The sequence below is a fragment of the Streptomyces sp. NBC_01446 genome (assembly GCF_026340095.1).
Classification (GTDB): domain Bacteria; phylum Actinomycetota; class Actinomycetes; order Streptomycetales; family Streptomycetaceae; genus Streptomyces; species Streptomyces aureus.
On sequence record NZ_JAPEPO010000001.1, the window covers coordinates 1,167,507 to 1,187,478 of the forward strand.

The 19,972-nt window shown below is 70.9% G+C and carries 19 protein-coding genes and 1 pseudogene; 5 read left to right on the forward strand and 15 right to left on the reverse strand.

Annotated elements, in window-relative coordinates; genetic code table 11:
* Positions 1 to 2 precede the first annotated feature (2 nt).
* The 12 genes from OG456_RS05230 to OG456_RS05280 form a co-directional block, all read right to left on the reverse strand.
* Positions 3 to 1,133: a polyprenyl synthetase family protein gene (locus OG456_RS05230; protein ID WP_266557658.1), complete on the reverse strand. Its 1,131-nt coding sequence runs from the start codon at positions 1,131 to 1,133 to the stop codon at positions 3 to 5.
* Positions 1,130 to 2,593 (reverse strand): hydroxysqualene dehydroxylase HpnE, encoded by a 1,464-nt coding sequence (hpnE, locus tag OG456_RS05235; RefSeq protein WP_266557660.1) that lies wholly within the window; start codon positions 2,591 to 2,593, stop codon positions 1,130 to 1,132. The genes OG456_RS05230 and hpnE overlap by 4 nt, the downstream gene beginning before the upstream one ends.
* A complete protein-coding gene (locus OG456_RS50795) occupies positions 2,590 to 2,739 on the reverse strand; it encodes a DUF6380 family protein (RefSeq protein WP_354006139.1) in 150 nt (49 codons plus the stop codon). The genes hpnE and OG456_RS50795 overlap by 4 nt, the downstream gene beginning before the upstream one ends.
* Positions 2,739 to 3,689, reverse strand: coding sequence for a presqualene diphosphate synthase HpnD (hpnD, locus tag OG456_RS05240; protein WP_266557662.1), 951 nt, complete (start codon positions 3,687 to 3,689; stop codon positions 2,739 to 2,741). The genes OG456_RS50795 and hpnD overlap by 1 nt, the downstream gene beginning before the upstream one ends.
* Complete coding sequence (gene hpnC, locus OG456_RS05245; protein WP_266569052.1) at positions 3,686 to 4,594, reverse strand: squalene synthase HpnC; 909 nt, start codon at positions 4,592 to 4,594, stop codon at positions 3,686 to 3,688. Before hpnC ends, hpnD begins: the two co-directional genes overlap by 4 nt.
* Before the next feature lie 426 nt (positions 4,595 to 5,020).
* Positions 5,021 to 5,827 carry an ABC transporter ATP-binding protein gene (locus OG456_RS05250; protein WP_240654191.1) on the reverse strand — a complete coding sequence of 269 codons (807 nt, stop codon included), beginning with the start codon at positions 5,825 to 5,827 and terminating at the stop codon, positions 5,021 to 5,023.
* Positions 5,820 to 6,749, reverse strand: coding sequence for an ABC transporter permease (locus tag OG456_RS05255; protein WP_266557672.1), 930 nt, complete (start codon positions 6,747 to 6,749; stop codon positions 5,820 to 5,822). The genes OG456_RS05250 and OG456_RS05255 overlap by 8 nt, the downstream gene beginning before the upstream one ends.
* A gap of 97 nt (positions 6,750 to 6,846) precedes the next feature.
* Complete coding sequence (locus tag OG456_RS05260) at positions 6,847 to 7,731, reverse strand: glycosyltransferase family 2 protein (protein WP_266557674.1); 885 nt, start codon at positions 7,729 to 7,731, stop codon at positions 6,847 to 6,849.
* The gene (locus OG456_RS05265; protein ID WP_266557676.1) at positions 7,728 to 8,507 is read right to left on the reverse strand and encodes a CDP-alcohol phosphatidyltransferase family protein; all 780 of its coding nucleotides are present in this window, start codon (positions 8,505 to 8,507) and stop codon (positions 7,728 to 7,730) included. The genes OG456_RS05260 and OG456_RS05265 overlap by 4 nt, the downstream gene beginning before the upstream one ends.
* Positions 8,485 to 9,549 carry an iron-containing alcohol dehydrogenase family protein gene (locus tag OG456_RS05270; protein ID WP_266557678.1) on the reverse strand — a complete coding sequence of 355 codons (1,065 nt, stop codon included), beginning with the start codon at positions 9,547 to 9,549 and terminating at the stop codon, positions 8,485 to 8,487. Before OG456_RS05270 ends, OG456_RS05265 begins: the two co-directional genes overlap by 23 nt.
* The gene (locus OG456_RS05275; RefSeq protein ID WP_266557680.1) at positions 9,537 to 10,289 is read right to left on the reverse strand and encodes a phosphocholine cytidylyltransferase family protein; all 753 of its coding nucleotides are present in this window, start codon (positions 10,287 to 10,289) and stop codon (positions 9,537 to 9,539) included. The genes OG456_RS05270 and OG456_RS05275 overlap by 13 nt, the downstream gene beginning before the upstream one ends.
* The gene (locus OG456_RS05280; protein WP_266569054.1) at positions 10,286 to 12,127 is read right to left on the reverse strand and encodes a DUF5941 domain-containing protein; all 1,842 of its coding nucleotides are present in this window, start codon (positions 12,125 to 12,127) and stop codon (positions 10,286 to 10,288) included. Before OG456_RS05280 ends, OG456_RS05275 begins: the two co-directional genes overlap by 4 nt.
* Positions 12,128 to 12,412: 285 nt before the next feature.
* Between OG456_RS05280 and galE the strand changes: the two genes are divergently transcribed.
* The 4 genes and pseudogenes from galE to idi all read left to right on the forward strand — a co-directional run bounded on the left by galE (position 12,413) and on the right by idi (position 16,653).
* A complete protein-coding gene (gene galE / locus OG456_RS05285) occupies positions 12,413 to 13,396 on the forward strand; it encodes a UDP-glucose 4-epimerase GalE (protein WP_266557682.1) in 984 nt (327 codons plus the stop codon).
* 156 nt (positions 13,397 to 13,552) lie between these two features.
* Complete coding sequence (locus tag OG456_RS05290) at positions 13,553 to 14,485, forward strand: cation diffusion facilitator family transporter (protein WP_266557684.1); 933 nt, start codon at positions 13,553 to 13,555, stop codon at positions 14,483 to 14,485.
* A 215-nt stretch (positions 14,486 to 14,700) separates the two neighbouring features.
* Positions 14,701 to 15,944 (forward strand): annotated as a pseudogene (locus OG456_RS05295) (bifunctional class I SAM-dependent methyltransferase/N-acetyltransferase).
* A 115-nt stretch (positions 15,945 to 16,059) separates the two neighbouring features.
* Positions 16,060 to 16,653: an isopentenyl-diphosphate Delta-isomerase gene (gene idi, locus OG456_RS05300; protein ID WP_266557686.1), complete on the forward strand. Its 594-nt coding sequence runs from the start codon at positions 16,060 to 16,062 to the stop codon at positions 16,651 to 16,653.
* Between the two features lie 9 nt (positions 16,654 to 16,662).
* Here the strand turns inward: idi and OG456_RS05305 are convergent, their stop codons facing one another.
* Entirely contained in the window at positions 16,663 to 17,169 is a 507-nt protein-coding gene (locus OG456_RS05305; RefSeq protein ID WP_266569056.1) for an ATP-binding protein, read from the reverse strand.
* Between the two features lie 314 nt (positions 17,170 to 17,483).
* On the opposite strand from OG456_RS05305, the gene OG456_RS05310 reads away from it, so the two are divergent.
* On the forward strand, positions 17,484 to 18,242 hold the full coding sequence (locus OG456_RS05310) for an enoyl-CoA hydratase/isomerase family protein (RefSeq protein WP_266557688.1): 759 nt from the start codon (positions 17,484 to 17,486) through the stop codon (positions 18,240 to 18,242).
* A gap of 54 nt (positions 18,243 to 18,296) precedes the next feature.
* Here OG456_RS05310 and OG456_RS05315 read toward each other — a convergent pair whose 3' ends face one another.
* Both OG456_RS05315 and OG456_RS05320 read right to left on the reverse strand, forming a co-directional pair.
* Positions 18,297 to 18,932 (reverse strand): DJ-1/PfpI family protein, encoded by a 636-nt coding sequence (locus OG456_RS05315; RefSeq protein WP_266557690.1) that lies wholly within the window; start codon positions 18,930 to 18,932, stop codon positions 18,297 to 18,299.
* A gap of 14 nt (positions 18,933 to 18,946) precedes the next feature.
* Positions 18,947 to 19,954 (reverse strand): GlxA family transcriptional regulator, encoded by a 1,008-nt coding sequence (locus OG456_RS05320; protein WP_266557692.1) that lies wholly within the window; start codon positions 19,952 to 19,954, stop codon positions 18,947 to 18,949.
* Between the last annotated feature and the right edge of the window lie 18 nt (positions 19,955 to 19,972).

Genomic DNA, 19,972 nt, shown 5'->3' on the forward strand with positions numbered 1-19,972 from the left:
GATCATCTCTTTCGTACGACGACGAAGTCCGCGAGCGCGACGAACTGCGCCCGCACGTGGTCCTGCATCTGGACGGAGTCCAGGGCCTCGATGGCGACGGCGTACTGCCGGCGCGCCTCCTCGGCGGTCCAGTCGCGGCCGCCGGCCTCCTCGATGAGGGCCGCGCGGGCCGCGAACTCCTCCTCGGAGAAGGTGTCGAAGTCGATGCTCTTCGCGTCGGCGGCGAGGAGTTCACCGAGCCGCTCGGACGCGGGGCCGCCCGCGGCGAGCGCGGCGACGACGGGCAGTGACTTCTTGCGCTGGCGCAGATCGCTCCAGGTCTGCTTGCCGGTGGCCTCCGGGTCGCCCCAGATACCGAGCAGGTCGTCGACGGCCTGGAAGGCGAGGCCGAGGTGGTAGCCGTACTTCTCCAGCTGGTCGGCGGTCCGGTCGTCGGCGCCGCCGAGCACGGCGCCGATGGAGGAGGCGCAGGCCAGCAGGGCGCCGGTCTTGTTGCCCTCCATCTCCAGGCACTCCTCGACGGTGACCCGCTCGCGGTGCTCGTAGCTGATGTCCTGCGCCTGCCCGTCGATCAGGGCGCGCGAGGCGGCGGTCAGTCGGCGCGTGGCGCGGCCTGCCTCGACGGTGCCGAGTTCGAGGAGCACCTCGTTGGCGAGGGCGAAGAGCGCGTCGCCGACGAGGATGGCCTGCGCCGGGCCGTGCACCTTCCAGACGGTGTCCCGGTGGCGGCGCTGTTCGTCGCCGTCCATCAGGTCGTCGTGCAGGAGGGAGAAGTTGTGCACCAGCTCGACGGCGACCGCGCCGGGTACGCCCACCTCGGGCGCCGCGCCGGGGACCTGGGCGGACAGCACGGCGAGCGCGGGGCGTACCGCCTTGCCGCCGTCGCCGTCGGCCGGGTTGCCCTGGGCGTCGATCCAGCCGAAGTGATAGGCGGCGACGGTGTCCATCGGGGGTGCGAGGCGGTCCACGGCGGCCCGCAGCACCGGGGTGGCCAGGGTCCGGCCGCGCTCGAGCAGCGCGGTCACGTCCACCGCGTCGGCGGCCGGTTCGGCCGAGGGCACAGCGGGCACAGGGTCTCCTTTTGTTGCGTCGCCGGGGGCCGGATGGTCCGCCCCCTGGAGATCGAGCTTCATGCCGCCTCCCGGAACAGATGACCGCGTGGGCGGTCGAGTGCGGCGAGAGCGGCATCGGCGGCGCTGACACCGCTGCGTACCGCGCTTTCCATGGTCGCGGGCCACCCGGTGGCGGTCCACGCGCCGGCCAGGTACAGGCCGGGGGCGTTGGTGCGGGCCGTGGGCCGCAGCGCGCCGACACCGGGAGCCGGCGCGAAAGTCGCCGTGCGCTCCCGGGTGACGAAGAAATCGAGTACCTTCGCACCCCGAGCTGCCGGCAACAGCCGCTCGAACTCGGGCAGGTAGCGCTCGCGGAGCACGGCGACGGGCTCGTCGATCTCGTCCTGCGCGGCCGACTGCGACACCGCGAGGTACTGGCCCACGCGTCCCCCACCGCCACCCTCGGCCGAGGGCCCTTCGGGCCCGCCCCTCAGCAGTCCGGACGCTTCCGTGCGGTCGAAGACCCACTGCACCGGCGAGCCGAGCGCGGCGAAGAAGGGCCGCTTGAGGACCTTGCGGTCGTAGACGACGTGCAGGTTGAGGATCGGCGCGGTCCCGATGGCGAGCAGCCGCTCGGCGTCGTCGAGCGCGCCGTCGGGCAGCAGGTCGTACGTCTCGCGCTGGGGCACGGCGAGGACGACGGTGTCCGCCGCGATCCGCTCCCCGGGAACCTCCACGCTCCAACGTCCGTTCTCGGTACGGGAGATGGAGGTGACGCGTGTACGGAGTTCGGTGCGTACGCCCGCGGAGTCGAGCGCCTTGCGGGCGAGAGTGTCGTGGAGTTCACCGAGGGGGACGCGTGCCCAGCCGATGTCGGCCGCGCCCGGTTCGGACAGCAGCCCGGTCTTGAACACCATGGCGGCGAGCCCGAGCGAGGACTCGCCGGCGACGGCGTTCAGGGTGGCGACGCCCACCAGGTCCCAGAGGGCCTCGATGGCGCGCCGCGACTGGCCGTGTTCGGCCAGCCAGCTACCGAAGTCCCGTTCGTCCAGGGCCGGATCGTCCAGGTCGAGCCCCTTGAGGGCCAGCGCGGCACGCCCTACGTTGGCGCGCTCGGCGAGCGAGAGATGCGGATACGTGGCGAGGCTCGCGGCGAGATGCAGCGGCACGGGCAGTGCGGTGCGGCGCAGTCTGCCGAGCCGGTTCCTGTCGGCGTCGAGGACGGGTACGTCGAGACGTTCCTGCAGGGGCGACAGGGCCGTGCCGTCGATGCGGTCGAGGAACCAGCGATATGCGGAGCAGCAGCGCAGGTACACGTGCTGACCGTTGTCGATGGTGAGGTCGCCGCGCTTGAAGGAGAACGCGAGACCGCCCAGCCTCGGGCGCCCTTCGAGCAGGGTGACGTCGAGGCCCGCGTCGGCGAGCGCGAGTGCGGCCGTGGTCCCGGCGAGACCACCGCCGACCACGACCGCGGTCTGCCGTCCGGATTCTTCGGCGATGTCCGCGCCCGGCCCGTCGGGCCGCATGTTCCCGGTACTCATGCGCCCTCCCCTCCGGCCGTTCCGTCAGTGTGCGCGCGATGGTTGAAAGACGCACGGCAAGCCGCTGAAGTCATGGACGCCGGGTCGGCGTGGAGGGTTGCCCGCCGTTTCCCGTCGGTGCGGACCGCTCTGTCGGACGGGCTCATCAGACACGCCTCCTGAGGTGCTGCCGGGAGACGCTGCGGGCGTCGAGACCGGACAGGCCACGCACGGCGACGTACGCCTTCTCGCGCCCGGGGAGCGAGACGCGGCCGCGCAGGACCGCCTCGGGCTCGCGCTCGATGCGGTCGAGCAGGCGCCGGTAGATGCCGGCCATGGCTGCGACGCAGGCGCCGCTGCGCCGGTCGAGCAGCGGAAGGAGCCGGTACCCCTCGGCGAACAGGGCGCGGGCGCGGCGCACCTCGAAGTGCACGAGGCCCGCGAAGTCCGATCCCGCCGGCGGTGTGGGGGCGTCGAAGCCGGCCGAGCAGCCGAACTTGGCGAGGTCGTCGGCGGGCAGGTAGGTGCGGCCGTCCGCCGCGTCCTCCCGCACGTCGCGAAGGATGTTGGTGAGCTGGAGCGCGAGCCCGAGCGTATCCGCGTACTCGGAGGCACGCTCGGCGCCGCGCGCACCCGGCTCGGTGCCGAAGATGCCGAGCGAGACCCTGCCGATGGCGCCGGCGACGCAGCGGCAGTAGACCTTGAGGTCGTCCCAGGTCTCGTACGTCTCGCCGCGCAGGTCCATCAGGACGCCGTCGATGAGTTCGTCGAGGCCGCCGAGCGGGATCGGGAACCGGTGCGCGGCATGCGCGAGGGCGACGCCCACCGGGTCGGTGTCGTCCTCCGCCACGTCGCCGTCGCGCACCCGGGCGAGCAGTGCCCGGGTCTCGTCGAGCCGGTCGGCCTTGACGTCCGGCGGCAGCGCTCCGTCGCCGATGTCGTCGACGCGGCGCGAGAACGCGTACACCGCCGACATGGCGCGCCGCTTGGCCGTCGGCAGCAGCCTGATGCCGTAGGCGAAGTTACGTGCCTGCTGTCCGGTCACGGTCTCGCAGTAGCTGTATGCGGCGAGTACCGCTGCCGACACCTGCTGATCTGACTCCACGGTCCGGCTCACCCCTCTCCTCGCAGAGTCGCTCCCACCTCACGCAGCAACCGGAGCTTGGTGGGCTTGGGCGGTCCGGGAAGTACGTCGTACGAAACGGCGGCGATCGCGGTGACCGCCGCCTTCCCCCCAGCCACGAACCCGGCAAGCAGCAGCTTCAGCCTGCCGTGGACGCTACCCACGAGGGGGGTGCCTTCATTCAGGAGACCGAGGGCGCGTTCGGCCTCGAACGCGACCAGGGCGCGCACCGATGCGCCCGCCGTGGGAGCGGCGAGGTCGGACTCCTGGACATGGAACTGTTTCATGTCCTCGGCGGGCAGGTAGATGCGCCCCTGCCTCAGGTCCTCCGCGACGTCCTGAAGGTGTTCGACGATCTGCAGGCCCGTGCACACGGCGTCCGAGCGGCGGATGCGCTCCGGGGTCGCGGTGCCGGTGATCGCGAGGACGAGGCGGCCGACCGGGTTGGCGGAGAACTCGCAGTAGGCCAGCAGGTCGTCGTACGTCTCGTAGCGCGTGACGAGTTGGTCCTGGCGGTTGGCCTCGATGAGGCCGAGGAAGGGTTCGGGGGTGAGGCCGCGGCGGTGCACGGTGGGCTGCAGGGCGCGCAGAAGGGGGTGACGGGGGGTGGAATCGAACACCCGGTGAAGGTCGGCCTCGAAAGCGTCGAGCAAAGCCAGCCGGTCCCCGTCGGCCCGTTCGGGTGACACGCCCAGGAGGCGGGCGTCGGCACCGCCGGGAGCGAGGTCGCCGTCACCGATGTCGTCGACGAGGCGGGCGAAGCCGTAGACCGCCATGAGGTCGTCGCGCCAGTCCCGGGGCAGGAAGAAAGGGGCCACCGGGAAGTTCTCGTCGGCGGCCTTGTCGAGTGTCGCACCGGCCGGGGACCCGGCGGCGGGCGCTCCCGATGATCCCGTCACCACGCGCTGCCCGGTACCAGGACGGCGAAAGCATCGTGGAGCTGGAAAGTTTCCATAGCCATTGCCGTCACATCTCCCGTTCTACACTGCTGACCCAAAACATCCCATTTCGGACACGCCGCCCAGCCTTACGCACGGCAGACCGACCCTTGAGTCAGGGTGTCGCGCATTATCGCCCCTTTGCCGCGAATCGGCACCGGTACAGCTTACGTTGTACAACCGGCCCTGCCCCGACGGGGTTTCCTGCGGATCACAACAACACACCGATTGGCTCCAAGATTCCCTGCGCGCAAGGAAGTTGAACCTCGCTTGACCTCGGAGAGAAACAATTGCCGTCTACATGCATATCAAGGCCCCGCCGAAGAGTTCCCGGCGGGGCCTTGAGACGCGAAACGGGAGCAGAGGGTTGCCCGGAGGCCGTCCCGGCTACTTGCCCGTGAACTTCTCGTACTCCTTGAGTACCTCAGCTGTCGGTCCGTCCATACGCAGCTCGCCGCGCTCCAGCCAGAGCACGCGGTCGCAGGTGTCGCGGATCGACTTGTTGTTGTGGCTGACGAGGAAGACCGTGCCGGCCTCCTTGCGCAGCTCGCGGATGCGGGCCTCGGAGCGCTTCTGGAACTTGCGGTCACCCGTAGCCAGGGCCTCGTCGATCATGAGGACGTCGTGGTCCTTGGCCGCCGCGATGGAGAAGCGCAGCCGCGCCGCCATACCGGAGGAGTAGGTGCGCATCGGGAGCGTGATGAAGTCGCCCTTCTCGTTGATGCCCGAGAAGTCGACGATCTCCTGGTAACGCTCCCGGATCTGCTCGCGGGACATACCCATCGCGAGCCCGCCGAGTATGACGTTCCGCTCGCCCGTCAGGTCGTTCATGAGCGCCGCGTTCACACCGAGGAGCGAGGGCTGGCCGTCGGTGAAGACCTTGCCCTTCTCCGCCGGCAGGAGCCCGGCGATCGCGCGCAGCAGGGTCGACTTGCCGGACCCGTTCGAGCCGATCAGGCCGATCGCCTCGCCGCGGTACGCGGTGAAGGTGACGCCCTTGACGGCGTGCACCTTGCGCACGCCGCGCGCGGCGTCGTCGGAGCCCCGCTTGACGATGCGGCTCAGCGCGGCGGTGGCGCTGCCCTTGCCCGTCTTGGCACCGTTGACGCGGTACACGATGTGCAGCCCGTCCGCGATGACGGTCGGGATGTGTCCCTTGCCTGCGTTCTTGCCCAGGATGTCTTCGTCAGCCACGGCCGTACCGCTCCTCTGCCTTCCAGAAGTAGACGAAGCCGCCGACGGCGACCAGCACCGACCAGCCGGCCGCGACCGCCCACACGTGCGGCGGCAGGTTCCCGGAGTCGTATCCGTCGATGAGCGCGAAGCGCATCAGGTCCATGTAGATGGCGGCCGGGTTCCACTGCAGGAGGTCGGCGACCCACGCGGGCTTGTCGGCCAGCATGATCGGGATGGAGAACATCACACCGGACGCGTACATCCACGTACGCATCACGAACGGCATCAGCTGCGCCAGGTCCGGGGTCTTCGAGCCCATCCTCGCCATGATCAGCGCGAGTCCGGTGTTGAAGAGGAACTGGAGCGCGAGCACCGGGATGATCAGCAGCCAGGACATACCCGGGTAGCTGCCGAAGCCGATCGCGACGATGAACAGGACGATCATCGAGAACAGCAGCTGCTGGAGCTGCTGGAGCGCGAACGAGATCGGCAGCGAGGCCCGTGGGAAGTGCAGGGCGCGCACCAGACCCAGATTGCCCGAGATCGCCCTCACGCCCGCCATCACCGAGCTCTGCGTGAAGGTGAAGACGAAGACGCCAGTGACCAGGAACGGGATGTATACGTCCATCGACATGCCCCGGCTGGCGTGCAGGATGAGGCCGAAGATGAGGTAGTACACGGCCGCGTTCAGCAGCGGCGTCGCCACCTGCCAGAGCTGGCCGAGCTTGGCCTGGCTGTACTGGGCGGTGAGCTTCGCCTGCGAGAAGGCGAGGATGAAGTGACGCCGCCCCCACAGCTGGCTGACGTACTCGAACAGGCCCGGCCTGGCACCACTGACGGTCAGACCGTACTTGGTGGCCAGGTCGGCCGGGGACAGCCCCTCGTCGGGCGACGGACGCGCGGTCACCGCGACACCGCCGTCATGCGTTGTCTCACTCACTAGTGGAAACTTTCGTCTTCAAAGTGCGCAGCCTGGTCGGGCATAGGCACGGGCCAACGACCGGGGTACGGGCCGAATGCTCTCAGACACGAGCTTGTCAGATGATGGGAGGTCGGCCCAGTCGGGTCAAGCGCCACACCGTACGCCACTTCATGGGACGCCTGGGGCCGCACGGGCTCGTCCAGCCCTCCTTGAACCCGCCGAACCAGGCCTTGAGCGCAGGTCCGGAAGGGCGTCGGGCGAGCGTGAGGAGCAGCCAGACCCCGAGGTAGACGGGGACGATGAGCGCGGGCAGATTGCGGCGGGCGAGCCAGACCCGGTTCCTGGCGACCATGCGGTGATAGACCGCGTGCCGGGAGGGAGCCGTGGTCGGGTGGTGCAGCACCATGTCCGCGCGGTAGTCGATCATCCACCCCGCGTCGAGGGCACGCCAGGCGAGGTCGGTCTCCTCGTGGGCGTAGAAGAACTCGTCGGGCAGGCCGCCGACCTCGGCGAGGACACCGGTGCGCACCGCGTTCGCGCCGCCGAGGAACGTGGTGACGCGCGAGGAACGCATCGGGTCGGCGGCACGCAGGCGCGGGACGTGACGGCGCTGGGTGACACCGGTCTCCGGGTCGGCGATCCGGAAGCTGATGATGCCCAGCTTCGGATCGGCCTCGAAGGCCTCGCGGCACAGCTGAGCGGTGTCGGTGTTCGGCAGGAGGCCGTCGTCGTCGAGGAAGAGCAGCACGTCCACGTCGGAGCCCGAGGGCCCGAAGGCCTCGATGCCGACGTTGCGCCCGCCCGGGATACCGAGGTTCTCGGGCAGTTCGACGGTGCGGACACCGGCGGGGACGTCCGGGACCGGGGAGCCGTTACCGACCACGACCACCTCGACCCGGTCGCCGTCCTGCTTGGCGACGGAGTCGAGGAGGGCGCGCAGCTCCTCGGGGCGGTTGCCCATGGTGATGATCACCGCGCCGACCTTCATCCGCGTACTCACTTCAGCCTGCTCGACGCCAGGATGGACACCAGGTGCAGCAGGGTCTGGAGCAGCGCGATGCCGGCCAGAACCGCCACGCCCAGGCGCGTGAAGAACAGGTCGCCCCGGATCTGGTCGACGATCGCGAGGACCAGGATCAGCAGCGACGCCTCGATGCCGAGGATGAGGCGGTGGAACTTGAGCGCCGACGCCGCCTTGCGGGCGAGCGCCATGCCGGAGGCCTGGATCTCGGACGCGGACTCCTTGACCTGCTCCTTGCCGCTCTGCGCGCGGGCCACGCCGACCAGGTCCGTCTCGGCCTTGATCAGGATGGCGCCGAGCGCGGCGAGCGTGCCGAGGAAGGCCCACAGCCAGTCGATCCGGCCCGAGCCCCACAGGTCGGCGGCGCGCAGGCCGAAGCCGACGAGGACCGCGGCGTCGGTCAGGTACGCGCCGACGCGGTCCATCCAGACGCCGGCGAGCGAGTACTGCTTGCGCCACCGGGCGATCTCGCCGTCGACGCAGTCGAGCAGCAGGTACAGCTGGACCGCGACGACGCCGAGAACGGCGCCCCAGACACCCGGGACCAGCAGCGCGGGCGCCGCGAGGACGCCGCACACGGTCATCAGGTAGGTCAGCTGGTTGGGGCTGACCTTGGTGTTCACGAGGTGGCGGTCGATGCGCAGCGAGATCTCGCGCATGTAGAGCCGGCCGCCCCAGTGCTCGCCGCTGCGCCGGTCCTTCACCCCTGCGGGGTGAACGACCGGGCGCAGCTCAGCTACCGATGGCTTTTGCATAGTCGGCGTAGGCGTCCCTGATCTGGTCGGTGGACAGATTGAGGTGCTCGAGGATCGTGTACCGGCCCGGACGGGTCTGCGGCGCGAACTCCACGACCTGGACGAACTCGTCCACGGTGAAGCCGATCTCCTCGGGGGTCACGGGCAGGCCGTGCCTGCGCAGGACCTCGACCATGTACAGCGACTCCTCGCGCGCTCCCCGCAGGAACATCGCGAAGGCCGCGCCCAGGCCGCACTGCTCGCCGTGGCTGGCGGCGCGCTTGGGGAAGAGGAGGTCGAAGGCGTGGTTGATCTCGTGGCAGGCACCGGAGGCCGGACGGGAGTCGCCCGACACCGACATCGCGATACCGGTGAGGACCAGCCCCTCGGCCAGGACCTGGAGGAACGCGTCGTCCCCCACGCCGCCGGGGTGGCGCAGCACGGCCTCGCCGGCCTGGCGGGCCATGGCGGCGGCCAGGCCGTCGATGTCCTCGCCGCGCTCGCGCGCGGCCAGCTCCCAGTCCGCGATCGCGGAGATGTTGGACAGGGCGTCACCGATCCCGGACCGCACGAAGCGGACCGGGGCCTCACGGATGATGTCGAGGTCGATGACGACCGCGATCGGGTTCGGCACACCGTACGAGCCACGGCCCGCGTCGTTGTCGAGCGTCGCGACCGGCGAGCACAGGCCGTCGTGCGACAGGTTCGTCGCGACGGCGACAAGCGGCAGGCCGACGCGCGCCGCGGCGAACTTGGCGCAGTCGATGATCTTGCCGCCGCCGAGGCCCACGACCGCGTCGTAGCGGCCCTTCTTGATGGCCTCGGCGAGCTTGATCGCGTCGTCGAGCGTCCCGCCGCCGACCTCGAACCACTCCGCACGGGGCAGCTGCGGCTCGAGGCGCTTGCGCAGGACGGCGCCCGAGCCACCGCTGATCGCGATGGCCAGGCGTCCGGTGGACGACGAGATCCGCTGGTCGGCGAGAACGGTCGCCAGGTCGTCGATCGCCCCCGCCCGGATGTCGACGACAACCGGCGAGGGGATGAGCCTCGTCAGTACTGGCACGCGATAACACGTCCCTTGGCGAGGTCGTCGTGGTTGTCGATCTCGACCCACTTGACGTCGCCGATCGGGGCTACGTCGATCCTGAAGCCACGGTTCACGAGCTCCTGGTAACCGTGCTCGTAGAACTGCTGCGGGTCCGTCTCGAAGACGGTCTTGAGCGCGTCGGCGAGCTCGTCGGCCGCCTCGCCCTCGATGAGCGTGACGCCGATGTACTCACCGGTCGCCTCAGCCGGGTCCATCAGCTTGGTGATCTTCGTCATGCCGCCCTCGGGGCCGACGACGACCTTCATCTCCTCGTCGGCGAGGGACTTCACCGTGTCGAGGGCGAGGATGATCTTCTTGCCGTCACCGCGGGCGGCGAGCAGCGTCTTCTCGACGGAGACCGGGTGCACGGTGTCGCCGTTGGCGAGGATCACGGAGTGCTTGATCGCGTCACGGCCGCACCACAGGGAGTAGGCGTTGTTCCACTCCTCGGCCTTGTCGTTGTCGATCAGGGTGATCTTGACGCCGTACTTCTGCTCGAGCGCCTCGCGACGCTCGTAGACGGCCTCCTTGCGGTACCCGACGATGATCGCGACCTCGGTGAGACCGATCTCGGCGAAGTTGCCGAGGGTCAGGTCCAGAACCGTGAGGCTCTCCTCGTCACCCTCGGGGCCGACCGGCACCAGGGCCTTGGGCAGGGTGTCGGTGTAGGGACGCAGACGCCGTCCGGCGCCGGCAGCCAGCACGAGGCCGATCATGCGGGTTCTCCTTCATCGTGTACGGCGGGTGCGCCGCGCCTGTGGGCGGTCACCCAGTAGCGGATGCTCTCGACGAGCACCACCAGTGCCACGGCCACGGCGCAAACCGTGAGCGCGACAGTGAAATCTGTGTTGGTGAGCAGTGCGGCGATCACAGTGACCACCAGCGTCCTGCCCTCGTGCCCGCCGATCGCCCGGACCAGCCAGTGCGGGGGCGCGCCGGTGCCACCGCGGATGCGGTACACCGTGTCGTAGTGATGGTAGGCGACCGCGGCCACCAGTCCGAAAGCCGCCGGCAACGCTCCGTTTACGTCCGCTTTCGCTGCGATCAACAGGATCGTGCCGTATTCGGCGGCGCGGAAGACGGGCGGGACCAGCCAGTCGAGGGGGCCCTTGAGGGGGCGCGAGACGGCCGCGGCGGAGGTCAGCGCGTAGACGGCGGCGCCGAGGACGGGCCACCAGCTGCCGTAGTCCGACAGCGCGGTGGCGAGTACGAGGACCAGGGCGCCGAGTGCGGCGATCGCGGGGGCCGTGTGACGAGGCACACCGCGCACCGCGCGCTGGAGCAGCTGGCTCAGGGGCCCGCTGTCGGAGAGCTCCGTGAGGGCCTGCGCGGCCCGGTCCGTGCGGGTGGCGCGGCGGGTCAGCGAGCGCAGGACGCGGCCGGCCGTGGTGTACGTCGCCGCGAGTGCGCAGCCGATCAGCAGGACGATGAACGTGATGCGCGGCGTCGTCAGCGCGGTCAGCACCGCGATCAGGGCCCAGCGTTCGCCGATCGGCAGCACTATCATCCGGCGCACCCAGACCGTCCACCCGACGCTGTCGAGCTTGTCCGAGAGGGCCGCGGTGGGGCTGGTGTTGGCCGTCGCGTCGTGGTTCGCCTCGTTGAAGGAGAAGTCCACGACATGGCGGCAGGTCTGCAGGACCATCGCGCCGAGCGCGAGCGCCCACACGTCGTCGCCTCCCCCACTGCCGCTCGCGGCCGATGCGCCGAGCGCGAGGCCCGCGTAGTAGGCGTACTCCTTGGCGCGGTCGAAGGTCGCGTCGAGCCAGGCGCCGAGCGTCGAGTACTGCAGGGAGTAGCGGGCGAGCTGCCCGTCCGTGCAGTCCAGGACGAAGGAGAAGAGGAGCAGCAGCCCCGCGGCGACGAAGCCGACGCGGGTGCCGGTGGCCGCGCAGCCCGCCGCGATCAGCGCGGTGAGCAGCGAGGCGGTCGTCACCTGGTTCGGGGTGAGACCGCGCCGGGCGCACCAGCGGGCGATGTAGCGGGAGTACGGGCTGATGCAGTAGGTCGTGAAGAAGCCGTCGCGCGCCTTGACCGCCGTACGCAGCCGGATCGCCTCGTCGTCGACGGCGGCGACCGCCTGGCGGGCCTCGTTGCGGGCCTGCGGGTCGGCGGGCACGGCGGCGACGAGCTCACCGAGGTCGGGGCGGTGCACCTCGGTGCCGTATGCCGCTGCCAGGCGCTCGGCGACGCGATCGGCGAGCACGCCGGCCAGGGTGCCGGCGCGCGTACCGAAGTCCGTCGGGGAAGGCTCTTGGGCGGTGTCGCGCAGGGCGCCGGTCAGCGCCTCGCGGGCCGCGGGCTGTACGGAGACGGCTCCGGGGACGGCCGAGGCGGCGAAGCGGGGGTCGGTGAGGCCGAGACGCAGGGCGTGGGTGTGGCCCACGAAGCCCGCGTCGACGAGCGCGACCCGCTGTCCTGCCGGGACCGCGGCGAGCGCCGTCCCTGCCTGTGCGGCGTCCGGGGCGAGCCGCACGTCGAAGCCGAGTGCCCGCAGCTCGCCCTCGAGCGACGACCCGGGTACCGGCTGACCGGTGACGATGGCGGTCGACAGACGAACTCACTCCTTGGATTGCCTGCACGCCGGCGCAGCGGGGCACAGGCGTGATGGGGGCGCCCCGGGCCGAGATCGGCCGGGCGGCACGTCGGCAGAGGCTATCGGATGATGAGAAGCCGACGTTCACCGCCCGTTTACGGCCCGATAAGAGCGGTCTGAGTGTGCGCGACCGCCCCGTCATCATTGTCGATCAAGGCCCCGCCCCACAAACTGCCGGTCCCGCGAAGGCCCGGGACGGCACGTCGCGAGAGCACATAGGGGCACACCCTAGGGTGGTCGACCATGACATGGCTGATCACAGGTGGAGCGGGTTATATCGGGGCACATGTGGCGCGGGCGATGGCTGCCGCCGGTGAGGACGTGGTCGTCCTCGACGACATCTCGACCGGGGTGGCCGAACGGCTGCCGTCGGACATCGAGCTGGTCAGGGGCTCGGCCCTGGACCCCGAGCTGGTGAAGCGGGTGTGCGCCGAGCACTCCGTGACCGGTGTGGTGCATCTCGCGGCCCGCAAGCAGGTCGGGGAGTCCGTGGAGCGGCCCGAGCTCTACTACCGCGACAACGTGGGCGGCCTGGCGGTACTCCTGGACACGGTCGCCGCGGCCGGCGTGCGGCGCTTCGTCTTCTCCTCGTCCGCCGCCGTGTACGGCAATCCGGATGTGGACCTCATCACCGAGTCCACCCCCTGCGCGCCGATGAGCCCCTACGGCGAGACGAAGCTGGCGGGCGAGTGGCTGGTGCGGGCGGCCGGCCGCGCCCACGGCATGGCGACCGTGTGCCTGCGCTACTTCAACGTGGCGGGCGCCGCCGCCCCCGAGCTCGCGGACACCGGCGTCTTCAACGTGATCCCGATGGTCTTCGACCGGCTGAGCCGCGGCGAGGCCCCCCGGATCTTCGGCGACGACTATCCGACGCCGGACGGCACCTGCGTACGTGACTATCTGCACGTCGCCGATCTCGCCGAGGCCCATCTCGCGGCCGCGCGCCGGGTCACGGAGCCGGGCGCGACGGGCGATCTGACGGTGAACATCGGCTCCGGCGAGGGCGTCTCCGTACGCGAACTGGTCGACCTGATCTCCGAGGTCAGCGGCGACCCGCGGGCGGCCGTGGTCGAGCCGCGCCGCGCGGGCGACTCCCCGCGCGCGGTGGCCGTCGCCGAACTCGCGGCGAAGGAGCTCGGCTGGGCGACGAGTCGCGGGGTGCGCGAGATGGTCGAGTCGGCGTGGGCGGGCTGGCGGCTGCGGCACCCGGAGACCGCCGGCAACTGAGCCTCGCGACGCCCTGACCTGCACCCATTTCCGCAGGTCAGGGCACATGACAACGGTGTTCAGTGCAGTGTTTGCAGATACCCCCTACCCGTAGTTCACTGTGATCGCGGGGGCGGCCGACGAGGTGCGCCGAGCAACGGACGGAGGGCGGTTTCCATGGGGGCCGGACACGATCACGGGCACAGTCACGCGCCCACGGGCACGGCCTCGGCCGCGCACCTGGGCCGGCTGCGCATCGCGCTCGGCATCACGCTGACCGTGATGGTGGTCGAGATCGTCGGCGGGGTTCTCGCGGACTCGCTCGCCCTGGTCGCGGACGCGGCACACATGGCGACCGACGCGCTCGGCCTCGGCATGGCGCTGCTCGCCATCCACTTCGCCAACCGCCCCGCGAGCGAACAGCGCACCTTCGGCTTCGCGCGCGCCGAGATCCTGGCCGCGCTCGCCAACTGCCTGCTGCTGCTCGGCGTCGGCGGCTATGTGCTGGTCGAGGCGATCCAGCGGTTCATGGAACCCGCCGAGACCCAGGGCGGGCTGACGATCGTCTTCGGCGTGATCGGCCTCGTCGCGAACATGATCTCGCTGTCGATCCTGGTGCGCGGCCAGAAGGACAGCCTCAATGTGCGCGGCGCCTTCCTCGAGGTGGCCGCGGACGCGCTGGGCTCGGTCGCCGTGATCATCTCGGCGACGATCATCCTGGCCACCGGCTGGCAGGCCGCCGACCCGATCGCGTCGATCGCCATCGGCCTCATGATCGTCCCGCGGACCGTGAAGCTGCTGCAGGAGACGCTGAACGTGCTGCTCGAAGCGGCTCCGAAGGGCGTCGACATGGCGGAGGTACGCGCGCACATCGCGGGGCTCCCCGGCGTCCTGGACGTCCACGACCTGCACGCCTGGACGATCACCTCGGGCATGCCCGTCCTGTCCGCGCACGTGGTCGTGAGTTCGGAGGCCCTCAACGCCATCGGACACGAGAAGATGCTCCACGAGCTCCAGGGCTGCCTCGGCGTCCACTTCGACGTCGAGCACTGCACGTTCCAGCTGGAGCCGGTCGGACACGCGGAGCACGAGGCGAAGCTCTGCCACTGACCGCTCATCATTTAGGGGCAGGTGCGCACGCTGCGTGCTAGCTTGGCCATGGATCTTTGAGGAGGTGGGTTGATGACTGTCGTCGCGGTGAGCGCTGCCCCGCGCAGCGACAGGTGCATCCCCATCTCCCGGGCCGCCGGCTGACCCTCCCCACGCCCCTTTTCGGTCGTCGGGGTGCGCGTCGGCGAGGCCCTCACACCCAAGGGTTCGAACCGTTGACAGACAACGTCGTACGTGACGCCTTCTTCGCCCTGCACCACGGACTTCCCCGGCAGGGCCCCGGCTCCGACTCCACCACCCTGCGTCTCCTCTCCCTCGTGGGGCCGCTGCCCGAGCGCCCGCGCGTGCTCGACCTCGGCTGCGGCCCCGGCCGCTCCGCTCTGCTCCTGGCCGCCGAGACCGGCGGCGAGGTCACCGCGGTCGACCTCCACGAGCCGTTCCTCGATGAGCTGCGCGCCGCCGCGAAGGCGCGGGGCCTCGCCGGCCGGATCCACCCCGCCAACGCCGACATGGGCGAACTCCCCCATCAGGATGCTTCGTTCGATCTGATCTGGGCCGAGAGCTCGGCGTACTCCATCGGCTTCGACGAGGCACTGCGGCGGTGGAAGCGGCTACTCGCCCCGGGCGGCTCGCTCGTGCTCACCGAGTGCGAGTGGACCACCGCCGATCCGTCCCCCGAGGCACGCGCCTTCTGGGAGCCGCACTACGCGCTGCGGACGACCGAGGAGAACGTCCGGGCCTGCACCGGCGCCGGGTACTCCGTGCTCGGCGTCCACCGGCAGCCCGAGTCCGACTGGGACGAGTACTACGGCCCGCTCGCCGAGCGCGCCGACGCCGCGGACCCGCAGGCACCCGGTATGGCCGACGCCCTCGCGGGCACGCGCGCCGAACTGGCGATGCGGCGCGACCACGGCGAGGACTACGGATACACCGGCTACGCGCTGCGCCCCGCGACGTCGTGGCCCACACGGCCGGAGTCGGCCGCCGACGCCGCGGCCGTGCACGCCGTGAACGCCGCCGCCTTCCCGACGCAGGCGGAGGCCGACCTGGTGGAGGCGACACCGACGCGTGGCTGCCCGGCCTGTCGTACGTCGCCGAGGCGCCGGACGGCACCGTGGCGGCGCACGCGCTGATCACCCGCTGCCTGGTCGGCGGCGCGCCCGCGGCGGCCCTGGCACCCGTCGCGGTACTTCCGCGACACCAGCGCACAGGCGCCGGTTCGGCCGTCGTCAGCGCGGTGCTCGACGCGGCACGCGCGCGTGGGGAGCGGCTCGTCCTCGTGCTCGGGCACCCGGAGTACTACCCGAGGTTCGGCTTCACGCCCGCCTCCGGGTACGGCATCCGGCCCGGATTCGAGGTGCCCGACGAGGCGATGATGGCGCTCGTCGTGGGCGCGGCAGACGGTTCCTGGCAGGTGCCGCAGGGCACGATCACCTACCCGGCCGCTTTCGGCGTCTGACCCTGTGCATGTCCCGCCCGGCCCTCCGGGCGGGACATGCGGGCGCTGCCAAGTGCCGGGACTGTCTGTCCCGTACGGCAGACTTGGGGTTCGAGGACCGAAGCGAAGGATGGGTATGCCGACCACACCTGCCACCGCGGCGAACAGTTCGTCGACCGGCACCGGAGAAGCGATCTTGCTGGAACTCGTGGACGAGGACGGCAGGACGATCGGCACGGCGGAGAAGCTCTCCGCGCATCAGGCGCCCGGACAGCTGCACAGAGCGTTCTCCGTGTTCCTCTTCGACGAACAGGGCCGGCTGCTGCTCCAGCAGCGCGCGCTCGGCAAGTACCACTCCCCCGGTGTGTGGTCGAACACGTGCTGCGGGCACCCGTATCCGGGCGAGGCGCCGTTCGCCGCGGCCGCCCGCAGGACGTTCGAGGAGCTGGGGGTCTCGCCCTCGCTGCTCGCGGAGGCGGGGACGGTGCGCTACAACCACCCGGACCCGGACTCGGGCCTGGTGGAGCAGGAGTTCAACCACCTGTTCGTGGGGATGGTCCAGGCGCCGCTGCGGCCGGACCCCTCCGAGGTGGGCGAGACCGCGTATGTGACGGCGGAGGAGCTGGCCGTACGGCACGCCAAGGGGCCGTTCTCGGCATGGTTCATGACCGTGCTGGACTCGGCGCGGCCCGCGATCCGGGAGCTGACGGGACCGTCCGCCGGCTGGTGAGTCCGCCGCTCAGACGCCGGCGGGTTTGAGGGGCAGGGCGGCCCAGATCACCTTGCCCCCGCTCGCCGTGTGCTCGACGTCGCACACCCCGCCCGCCTCCCGGGTGACCTCGCGTACGAGGAGGAGGCCGCGCCCGCCCGTCTGCCCGTCGGTGGCCTCCAGGGCCGTCGGACGGTAGGGGTGCTCGTCCTCCACGGAGACGCGCACCCACTCGGCGCCGACGGCGACCTCCACCGCGAGGACGGGCGAGAGCAGGGCCGCGTGCCGCACGGCGTTGGTGACCAGCTCGGAGACGATGAGCAGCAGCCCCTGGACGAGGTCGTCGGAGGCGGGTACGCCCTGCCGGAACAGCAGGTCACGCACAGCGTGCCGGGCCTGCGGCACGGACGCGTCGACGGCCTGCGCCGTGAAGCGCCAGACGCCCTCGTACGGCAGCGGACTTCCCGGTTCCTGCACGGGGGGCGCTCCCCCAGTGTCTTGAGGACGCGGGCGGGACCCCCACCCCTGGTCGCTCATCGTCCGGTCGCCGCCCTTGCGCTCGATTGTCACCACGCATCGAGTGTTGGGAATCCACTGGTCCATACCGAATGACTGACCAGAAGTCAGCGAGTATCGACGCAATTTGACCGTTGGCGTATGACAGCGTCAGGTGTGCGACTGATCCTGCCGTTCTAGTTTCCTCTTCCAGGGCACTTCAGGTTGTACGTGTTTGGCCTCGTCATCGGCCGTCATGAACCCGACGACGTGTCGGCCGGACCGCGCCATGACGGCTCCTCGCCGGCCACTCCTTGCTGATCGCACGTCCGAGGCCTGCGGATAGCATCCGGCGCATGTCGCACACGCCGCCGCAGCTCACACACTCGGTCACCGACGGCATCGCCACCGTCGTCATCGACCACGCCCCCAAACGGAACGCCATGACGGACGGCATGTGGCGCTCGCTCCCGCCGCTGCTCGCCCGGCTCGAGGCCGACCCGGCGGTGCGGGTGCTGGTGCTGACCGGGGCGGGCAAGACGTTCTGCGCGGGCGCCGACATCTCCACGCTCGGCGGCTCCGGGTCGCGGGCGCAGGAGCTCGCGGTCGCGGCCGAGGAGGCGCTCGCGGCCTTCGCCAAGCCGACGCTGGCCGCGGTGCGCGGGTACTGCGTGGGCGGCGGCTGTCAGCTGGCGGCGGCCTGTGACCTGCGGTTCGCGGCCGAGGACGCGCTGTTCGGGGTCACCCCGTCGAAGCTGGGGATCGTCTACCCGGCGGGCTCGACGCGCCGCCTCGCCTCCCTGGTGGGTCCCGCGACGGCCAAGTACCTTTTGTTCTCGGGCGAGTTGATCGGTACGGAGCGTGCCCTGCGGACCGGGCTCGTGGACGAGGTGCTCGCCGGGGACGAACTGGACAAGCGCGTCGGCGAGTTCGCGCGGATTCTCGGTGAGCGTTCGCAGTTGACGCAGGCAGCGGCGAAGGAGTTCGCCGACGGGCGCGTGGACCGGGCGGCGCACTGGGCCGAGCAGGCGCGTGGAAGCGGCGACACCGCGGAGGGCGTCGCCGCGTTCCTTGAGCGTAGGAAGCCGCACTTCACGTGGACCACGTCAGGGTGAGGAGAACCTCCCGAACCACCTCAGGGTGAAGCCGGTCTCCCGGACCATCTCGGACTACTCCAGGACGAAGCGGCTCTGCGCGCGGAGCTTCTCGACGAGGTGCACGGGGGCCTTCTCGGGCGAACCCGCGTCGTAGGGCGGCTGCGGGTCGTACTCGGTGAGCAGTTGTACGGCCTGCGCGTGTTCGTCGCCCGCGATCGTGCCGACGAGGGTCAGGCCCATGTCGATGCCTGAGGAGACCCCGGCGGCGGTGACGTACTTGCCGTCGACGACGACCCGTTCGCCCGTCGGCTCGGCGCCGAACTGCTTGAGCGTGTCGAGCGCCAGCCAGTGCGACGTCGCGCGCCGGCCGTCGAGCAGACCGGCCGCGGCGAGGAGCAGGGAACCCGTGCACACGGAGGTCGTCCAGGTGCTGGTGGTGTCGGCGGTGCGCAGCCAGTCGAGCAGCACCTCGTTCTCCATCTGCGCGCTCTGGCCCGGGCCGCCGGGGACGATGACGACGTCCGGCTCGGTCAGCTCCGACAGTGCCTTGTCGGCGGTGAGCGCGAGCCGCCCGGTGTCCGACCGCACGGGCCCGGTCCGCTCGGCGACGAAGGTGAGTTCCGCGTCGGGGAGCCTGCCGAGCGTCTCGTAGGGGCCGACGGCGTCGAGCGCGGTGAAGCGGTCGAAGAGGACGATGGCGATCTTCATCGAGTGCCTTTCGGTCAGGATGTGCGGGCTTCGGACGAGCGTCGGCCCGGTGTCCGGGTTCCGGGTGCGCAAAAGCGGCGGCGGTACTCGGCCGGGGACGCGCCGAGCGTTCTGGCGAAGGCGCGGCGCATGGCTTCGGGGGTGCCGTAGCCGCAGGTGCGGGAGATCTTCTCGACGCCGTCGGAGGTGTCCTCCAGGAGGCGGCGCGCCTGTTCGAGGCGGACCAGGTCGACGTACCGGCCTGGGGTCATGCCGGTCTCCGCCTGGAAGGCGCGGGCGAAGTGGCGTGGCGAGAGGCGGGCGCGGGTGGCGAGCGACTCGACGGAGAGGTCGTCGTCGGGGTGCTCGGTGATCCAGTGCTGGACCTCGCGCAGCGGCTCGCGCCGCGCGGTCTGGGCGGAGAGCTGGGCGCTGAACTGGGCCTGGTTTCCCGGGCGTCGCAGGAACACGACGAGGTGGCGGGCGACCGTCAGCGCGGTGTCGCGGCCGTGGTCCTCCTCGACGAGCGCGAGGGCGAGGTCGATGCCCGCGGTGACGCCGGCCGAGGTCACCACGTTCCCGTCGCGTACGTAGATGGGGTCCGGGTCGACCTCGACGGCGGGGTGGTCGCGCGCGAGGCGGTCGCAGTACGCCCAGTGCGTGGTCGCCCGGCGGCCGTCGAGCAGGCCCGCCCCGGCGAGCAGGATGGCGCCCGTGCAGACGGAGACGAGACGTTGTGCGCGCGGGCCGTGCTCCCGCAGCCAGGCGGTCAGGCGCGGATCCGGGCGGCGCGTGCCGCGACCGCCGGGGACGAGGAGCGTGTGCGGCGTGGGCGCGTCGGCGAGTGCGTGGTCGGGGACGAGCGTGAGCCCGCTGGACGTGCGGACGGGGCCGCCGTCGAGGGAGGCGGTGCGGATGCGGTACGTGTCCGCGGGGCGCGGCCCTCGGCAGAGGGCGGCGCCGGCGAAGACCTCTGCCGGGCCGGTCACGTCCAGGCTCTGGACGTCGTCGAACAACAGGATGAGCACGGTGCGGGCGGCCATACGGCCAGTCTTCGGGCA